The organism is Endozoicomonas sp. ONNA2 (assembly GCF_024606365.1).
Classification (GTDB): domain Bacteria; phylum Pseudomonadota; class Gammaproteobacteria; order Pseudomonadales; family Endozoicomonadaceae; genus Endozoicomonas.
Map to the genome: position 1 here is coordinate 1 of NZ_JAHHPO010000360.1, position 7,758 is coordinate 7,758.

6 protein-coding genes are annotated in these 7,758 nt (G+C 51.0%); 2 read left to right on the forward strand and 4 right to left on the reverse strand.

The window, feature by feature from the left end; translation table 11 throughout:
• Nucleotides 1-178 precede the first annotated feature (178 nt).
• Nucleotides 179-871 carry a DUF2057 domain-containing protein gene (locus KDK14_RS06510; RefSeq protein WP_257264210.1) on the forward strand — a complete coding sequence of 231 codons (693 nt, stop codon included), beginning with the start codon at nt 179-181 and terminating at the stop codon, nt 869-871.
• Nucleotides 872-912: 41 nt separating this feature from the next.
• Here the strand turns inward: KDK14_RS06510 and argA are convergent, their stop codons facing one another.
• The 4 genes from argA to KDK14_RS06530 form a co-directional block, all read right to left on the reverse strand.
• Complete coding sequence (argA, locus tag KDK14_RS06515) at nt 913-2,286, reverse strand: amino-acid N-acetyltransferase (RefSeq protein ID WP_373691042.1); 1,374 nt, start codon at nt 2,284-2,286, stop codon at nt 913-915.
• Between the two features lie 68 nt (nt 2,287-2,354).
• Nucleotides 2,355-3,509 (reverse strand): acetylornithine deacetylase, encoded by a 1,155-nt coding sequence (gene argE, locus KDK14_RS06520; RefSeq protein ID WP_257264211.1) that lies wholly within the window; start codon nt 3,507-3,509, stop codon nt 2,355-2,357.
• Nucleotides 3,510-3,594: 85 nt separating this feature from the next.
• Complete coding sequence (locus KDK14_RS06525; protein WP_257264213.1) at nt 3,595-4,866, reverse strand: inorganic phosphate transporter; 1,272 nt, start codon at nt 4,864-4,866, stop codon at nt 3,595-3,597.
• 19 nt (nt 4,867-4,885) lie between these two features.
• Complete coding sequence (locus KDK14_RS06530; RefSeq protein WP_257264214.1) at nt 4,886-5,566, reverse strand: TIGR00153 family protein; 681 nt, start codon at nt 5,564-5,566, stop codon at nt 4,886-4,888.
• A 348-nt stretch (nt 5,567-5,914) separates the two neighbouring features.
• On the opposite strand from KDK14_RS06530, the gene KDK14_RS06535 reads away from it, so the two are divergent.
• A complete protein-coding gene (locus KDK14_RS06535; protein WP_257264216.1) occupies nt 5,915-7,684 on the forward strand; it encodes a GspE/PulE family protein in 1,770 nt (589 codons plus the stop codon).
• The last annotated feature ends 74 nt before the right edge of the window (nt 7,685-7,758 follow it).

The window sequence follows — 7,758 nt, forward strand, 5'->3', positions numbered from 1 at the left end:
AGACCAATTTATCGCAACCGCAGTAGGGCAGTCTATTCTCGGACAGCCTCCTGGTACAGGTTATCGATAAGTGACCGCAGTTCAATATTCGGAAAACAACAATACGAACTGGCCGTTGTACCAACCTATAATCGACAGACTATCTATCTATCTATAGGCTATAGGAGAACACTGCCTTATGTTTGTACGTCGTCTGTTGAGTGTATTGCTTGCTTCTATTCTGGCCATGCCAGTTATTGCTGATAACACCCTGGTACTGCCCGATAAAACAAAGCTGCTGGTTCTTGATGGCAAGAATGCCGATAAACTGGACAGCAAGAAGGGGCTCGCTCTTGGCAATGGCCGTCACCAGCTGGTTTTTCAGCTGAAAACGTTGGTGAGGGACGGTGGAGACACCAAACTGTTTACTACCAGCCCGTATGTCATGACGTTTGACCTGTCCGGCGATCAGACCTACACCATCAATGCCCCGAAACTAAAAACCACAAGGGATACCGATAAACTGTCACAGTCGCCAGAGGCGCAATTCTCAATTACCAATGTCAAAGGCCAGACGATTCCCTTTGAGTTCAGCGTTTTTAATAAATCTGGCCTATTGATCGGAGGAGACACGGTGGAGGATATCCAGAAGTTTAACCTGTCGGATAGTCCGGCTGCTGTTCGGGCAATGGCTGGAACCGTTTATATTGCAACCCCGCAAGGTATTTCATATCAGGTTGCCCAACAACCCCAACCTGCTGTTATGCCAGCACCGGCAACAGCTCAGCCAATGAGCGAAAGCATGCTGCAGTACTGGTATAACCAGGCAGATGAAACAACCCGTGAACGATTCCTGCAGTGGGTTTCTGACAGTAAACAAACCGGTCAGTAGTTCGCCCGGTTTGTGTCAGTTTTAACCGGCTCCTTAAGTAGTTAACCTATCGTTTTTCTGAGAACCTTCGACTGCCTTTTGGGGTTATATTTTGCTTTGAGTTCTACCGGTAAATCATCATAGGCAATTTCAACAAATTCTCGCTCAATAAACCAATGGGTAGTCTGGGTGGTCATGACGTAGATTTCGTTCATGCCCTGTTTTTCCGCCAGTGCTTCGATATGTGCCAGTAAACGATCACCGCGCTGTGCCTGGCGATATTCAGGATGAACGACAACACAGGCCAGTTCCGCTGCGGTGGCACCTTTTTCACAGTACGGATGAAGAGCTGCACAGCCGATGATCATGCCATCGAGCAACACGACACTGAACAGCTTTATTTCCCTTTCCAGTTCTTTTCGGGAGCGACGACGCAGTATGCCTTTTTCCTCGAAAGGGCGGATCAGCTCAAGAATACCGCCGACATCCTCAATGGTTGCTCCACGGACTTCTTCATAGTGATCTCTGGAAATCAGCGTACCGGCACCAGCACGGGTAAACAGCTCCATCAGCAGTGATCCATCATCCTGATAGCTGATAATCTGAGCCCGTTCGACACCACCGGAACAAGCCGTAACGGCAGAGGAAAGCAGTCTTCTGGACTCGCCAATCTGCGACTCAAGTTCTTTATGGGCTTCCTGGGGAGAAATTCTATTGATCAGATTCCCCTGGTGATCAAAAATTCCCTGCCGCTCACCGTACAGTATCAATTTTGCAGCTTGCAGACTGATTGCGGTCCGGGTAGCCACTTCCTCTGCTTCAATATTGAAAATCTCGCCGGTGGGTGAAAGCCCAAGACAAGAGAGTAAGATCACATAGCCGCTATCCAGCAGCTGTTCGATCGCTTGATTGTCTATTTTGCGGACTTCACCAGTATGCTGAAAATCGATGCCATCCAGCACCCCCAAGGGTTTGGCGGTGACAAAGTTACCGCTGACAACACGAATCCTGGCGCCATGCATGGGTGAGTTCACCAGCCCTACCGAGAGCCTTGATTCAATCAGGGTGAGCATATTTCCTACGGCATCCTTGACACATTCCAGGCTCTGCTTGTCAGTGACCCGTCGTTCATTATGCGGTCGGCCATTACCAGCATCCCCCTGGTGAATAACTGTTTTAATGCCTCGCTCCCGTAAACGCTCATCAATCTGTGGGCGAGCGCCATGCACCAGCACCAGTCGGACACCCAGGCTGCTCATCAGGGCAATATCACTGATGATATTACCGAGATTCGGGTGAGCCAGCGTTTCGCCACTGAGCATGATCACAAAGGTTTTCCCCCTGTAAGCATGAATATAGGGTGATGATTGACGAAAAAACTTCACGTACTGTTCTGCGCTGTCTGCCGGATTTTCCTTTTTTTTCACGCAAGCCACACTTGTTTACCCAGTAAAAACGACTCTGAGCATCATACGCTCAGGCGAAAAAAACATCGTGAAGTGCTTCAGGATAAGCAGTACTGTCTGATCAATGACTGCAAAATATCAACCATTGGGTTTATTCGATCCAGTGCAAGGTATTCGTCCGGCTGGTGTGCCTGATCAATATCACCTGGCCCCAACACCACGGTATCCATGCCCAGTCGGCTAAAGAATGGAGCCTCTGTACCAAATGCAGCGCTTTCTGCCGGATGCCCTGTCAGCTTCTCACAGGCAACGGCCAGCTCAGAGTTCTCAAGACCGGCAAACGGTTCAATAGCCGGTGTAATTGCTGCAAGTGAGATCTCAACCTGATCTGCTGCAGCAATTGGCTTCAGCCTTTGACGAATGTGCTGTCGCAGTTGTTCACTGTCCATCCCCGGCAGCATACGAATATCAAAATCCAGCTGGCACTGCCCACAAATCCGGTTCGGGTTGTCACCACCATGAATACACCCCAGGTTCAAGGTGGGGGTGGGAATGGTAAAACCGGGGTTTTGATAACGCTCTGCCAGTTCTTTGCGCAATTGCATCAAGTCAGTGATCACCTTATGGGCTGTTTCCATGGCATTACGGCCCAGTGCCGGATTGCTGGAATGACCGGACATCCCAAGAATCTGAATGCGCTCCATCATAATGCCCTTGTGCATATGAATAGGTCGCATCCCGGTAGGCTCACCAATCACAGCATACCGCGCTTTAGGTCGACCGAGTTCAGCCAGTGCCCGGGCGCCATTCATTGAGGACTCTTCATCCGCCGTGGCCAGAATGATCAATGGTGCTTTCAGAGGTGTGTTCAGATACTCCCGAACGGCTTCCATGACCAAGGCAAAGAAGCCTTTCATATCGCAGACGCCCAGGCCATAAAACCGGCCATCCCTTTCTTCCAGGGCAAAAGGGGAGTTTGTCCACAGGCTTTCATCGTAAGGAACTGTATCCGTATGCCCGGCCAGTACCAGGCCTCCCGGGCCACTGCCCAGGGTTGCAATCAGGTTTGCCTTGTGTGGCGCCTTGGGCAGGGGTTGAATTTCGCACTGAAACCCCATCGCTTCAAACCACACCGCCAGTTCATTGATAACCGGCAGGTTACTCATATCAAAATCAGGAAGGGTTGAGCTGACCGAAGGTATTTCTATTAATTTTGCAAGTGCATGCTGGAATGTTGGTTGCTGACTGCTCATAACCCTGATTATCACCGTCTACTAAAGGGAATACCTAATGATGATAAACAGGGCAGATCTTCTTGGAAACCAAATCCGGGATTTGTTAGCCAAAAATCCATTTCAGGCAGTGGAAGAAGATAATAGCCAGAATCGCTCCTGCTGGCAGAGTGATCAGCCAGGAAATGAAAATGGTACCGATAACACCGAGGTTCAAAGCGCCAATCCCCCTCGCCAGCCCCACGCCAAGAACCGCACCAACCAGCGTATGGGTGGTGGAGATCGGCAAGCCAGTGCCGGACGCCATCACCACTGTAGAGGCGGCAGCAAGCTCTGCGGCAAAACCTCTGCTGGGCGTCAGTTCGGTGATGTGAGAGCCGATCGTTGCCATGACCTTATAGCCCCAGGTGGCCAGCCCTGCCACAATACCGGCAGCGCCCAGCAGCAGAACCCAGGACGGAACGGAAGACTTGCCGACAATTTCACCGCCACTGTATACCACACTGACGACCGCTGCCAATGGTCCTACGGCATTGGCCACATCGTTGGAGCCATGGGCAAAGGCCATGGAACAGGCGGTAAAAATCATCATCACTCCAAAGACTTTCTCAACACTGGAGAAGTGAAATGACATATCCGCCTGAACATCCTCCTTTATTTTTGCCAGCGCCATCTGGCCAATAAACATAATGACCAACCCGATAATCAGTGAGAGCACAATGCTTTCGGTATAATCCAACGGTAAGCCAATGTGCTTGAGGCCTTTAATCAGCGTCACCATGGACATCATGAACCCAACCAGAAACATGTAAAGGGGCATGTAGCGCTTGGCATTTCTGAAGGGATTTTCAGTATCCAGGATCAGCTTGTGCACACTGACAAAAATCAGGAAGGCGAACATTCCCGACATCAAGGGAGATACCACCCAGCTGGCAACAATGGTGGCCACTTTTCCCCAGCTGACGGCGTCGGCCGAGATGCCAACAGCGGCAAAGCCAACAATGGCCCCGACAATGGAATGGGTAGTGGACACCGGCCAGCCGTAATGAGTAGCTACCAGCAACCAGGTGCCGGCGGCCAGCAGTGAGGCCAGCATGCCATATACCAGCAAATTGGGGTTCTCAAGCAGCAGGGGCATGGACGGATCAATAATCCCCTTGCGTATTGTATCGGTGACTGACCCTCCTGCCAGATAGGCACCGGTAAACTCCAGCAGGATGGCGATCAGAATAGCCTGTTTTACCGTCAGGGCTCCGGAGCCAACTGACGTTCCCATGGCATTGGCAACATCGTTGGCCCCAACCCCCCAGGCCATAAAAAACCCAAACAGGCAAGCCAGAATCAGGAAAACTGTGCCATATTCAGCGATAATACTCATCAGTCTGCATCCGGTTCAGTTAACGGGCCAGCAACAACTGCAGGTGACTACCAACACGGGAAGCCCGGTCGGCAAGATCACCCACCCAGTCGATAATTTTGTACAGAAACATGACTTCAACGGGTGGCAGCGTCTGCTCAAGATCGAACAGCATGCGGCGTATTTTTACCTGGTCCTTGTCCGTCTCGCTTTCAATGTTGTCCAGCTCTTCAACCATTTTTTCCACCAGATCAACTTCTCGTCCCTGAAAACCCGTTTCCAGTAGCTCGTCCAGCTCATGAATGGCTTTCAATGCCTGTGCAGATGTGGCAATTGAACGGCGTACATAGGTAAGAAATGCTTCGTGCATGGATTCAGGAATAACCATTTTTCTTCCTACCACAAGGCCTGCGATATCCTTGGCACGGTTCGCAACCTTATCCTGAACGGTCACAATCTCCAGCAAATCGGTGCGGGGAACCGGCAGAAAAAGACTCTTGGGAAGTGACAGGCGGATACTTCGCTTGATGGCATCCGCTTCGTGCTCAAATTTGATGATTTTCTGCTGAAGGTCATAGGCAGTCTCCCACTCTTCAGCGAACACTGCCTGAAAGAATGGCTCCAGCTGAGAAGCACATTCATGAACAGTGGTGATATGCTTTTGAATAGGTCCTATTGGTGAGCGGCCAAAAACACTCGCCAGAATATTGCTGGTAGGCATTTTGCAAATCCATCCGGTTGAACGCCTGATTATAGAAGGCAGTTTCAAATCCTGCACATATGCTCACAATCTGGCGAACAGGGCACCGGTTCCTTGCACTCATGCGCCTATGATTTTTATGTAATTTCTCAAAATCCAGTGTGACCGGAAAATGAGCCGGAAAATGGCCTTCTGGTGCTGCTTTGCACGTATCCCGTCTGACCAGACAAGGCTGAACAAGCTTGCCAACTGATCGCCAACAGGCATTCCGGCAGTGGGCCGGGAAAATTACAGGATTTTAAATCCATTTGTCCCAGTGCCACAAAAAAAGAGAGAATATAAAAATTCCAGCTGAAAACGGTAATTCAAATGAACAATAAACAAGCAGATGGCCTGCACCACAGGGAGCAAATGCTGGATCTGGCCATGGTTGTGTCTGATCTGGTCAGAAGCAAACATATCGATCAGACAACCGCTGATGATATTCTCGGCCGCCCTCGCACCCCTGAACAAGCCCGTCTGCACCCCCTGGAATACCTTGCTGATCTGGCGCTGGATGATCTTTGTCATCCGGGTAGCAAGCTGGATATCGAGAAACTGTGTCAGTGGCTCGCCGAACTGGCTGGTCAGGCATACTGCCACATTGATCCACTCAAGATTGACGCTGCTAACATTACTTCCATCATGTCCCATGCCTATGCCAGACGACACCAGATCCTTGCTGTCGAGGTGACCGACACCGAGATTGTGGTTGCCTCCGCCCAGCCATGGCATCGCACCTGGGAAGACAATCTGCGCCATGTCAATCGCCGTGAGATCCGGCGGGTTGTTGCCAATCCTGCCGATATCAAACGTTATACCGTGGAGTTCTATCGCCTGGCGCAGTCAGTCATGGGGGCCAGCTCGGAGGCTGGTGTCACTTCGGCCTCGCCCAATAGCTTTGAACAGATGATGGAGCCAGGCAAGGCTCCGGACGCCAACGATGAACATATCGTCAACATCGTTGACTGGCTGCTCCAATACGCTTTTGAACAAAAAGCCAGCGATATCCATATTGAGCCCCGTCGGGAACAATGCAATCTCCGATTTCGAATTGATGGCGTACTGCACCCGATTTATCAGATGCCAGTCAAAGTCGCCGCCGCCATGACCAGCCGCCTGAAAATCCTTGGCCGTATGAATGTTGCCGAAAAGCGCAAGCCGCAGGATGGGCGCTTGAAAACCCGTAACACCGATGGTTATGAGGTTGAGCTGCGTTTGTCCACACTACCCACCGCGTTTGGTGAGAAACTGGTGATGCGGATTTTTGACCCGGAATTACTGATAAAATCCTTCAGCGCTCAGGGTTTTTCCAGCGAAGATGAACGACGCTGGAAAGCAATGTCAGGCCAGCCCAACGGTATTATTCTGGTGACTGGCCCCACCGGGTCTGGTAAAACCACCACACTTTATTCAACCCTGAAGCAGTTGGCCACGGATCAGGTGAACGTCTGTACTGTGGAAGACCCTATTGAAATGGTGGAGCCGACCTTCAACCAGATGCAGGTGCAACACAACATCGATCTGACCTTTGCTTCAGGGCTTCGGGCACTGTTAAGGCAAGACCCTGACATTATTATGGTGGGCGAGATCCGTGATCTTGAAACCGCCGGGATAGCCATTCAGGCAGCCCTGACGGGGCATTTGGTTATTTCTACGCTACATACCAATGATGCGCCCTCCGCCTTGACCCGTTTGCTCGAGATTGGCGTCCCCCCTTACCTCATCAAAAACACCGTGCTGGGCGTTATGGCACAACGCCTGGTCAGAACCCTCTGCCCAAATTGCAAAGCCCGGGCACCGCTGGACACCATCGGCTGGAAAGCCCTGACAAACCCCGGGCCAGCACCCTCAGAAGTCTATGAGCCTGTTGGTTGCCTTGATTGTCGGGAAACGGGTTATCGTGGGCGTACCGGTCTCTATGAGATTTTAACCATGAGCCCTGGGGTCAAAGCGCTGGTCAATGAGAATCCTGACATCACACTGCTCAGCCAACAGTGTATCAAGGAAGGCATGAATAGCCTGAGACAATCAGGTGCACAGAAAGTTGCCGCAGGAATGACGACCATAGCAGAAGTGATGCGGGTAACGCCCGAGTAATACCAATTTGGCCTTCTGAAAAGTAACCATTCGCTAAATCCATTATTCAAGCATCAATAGCCCTGTTCAGCTAT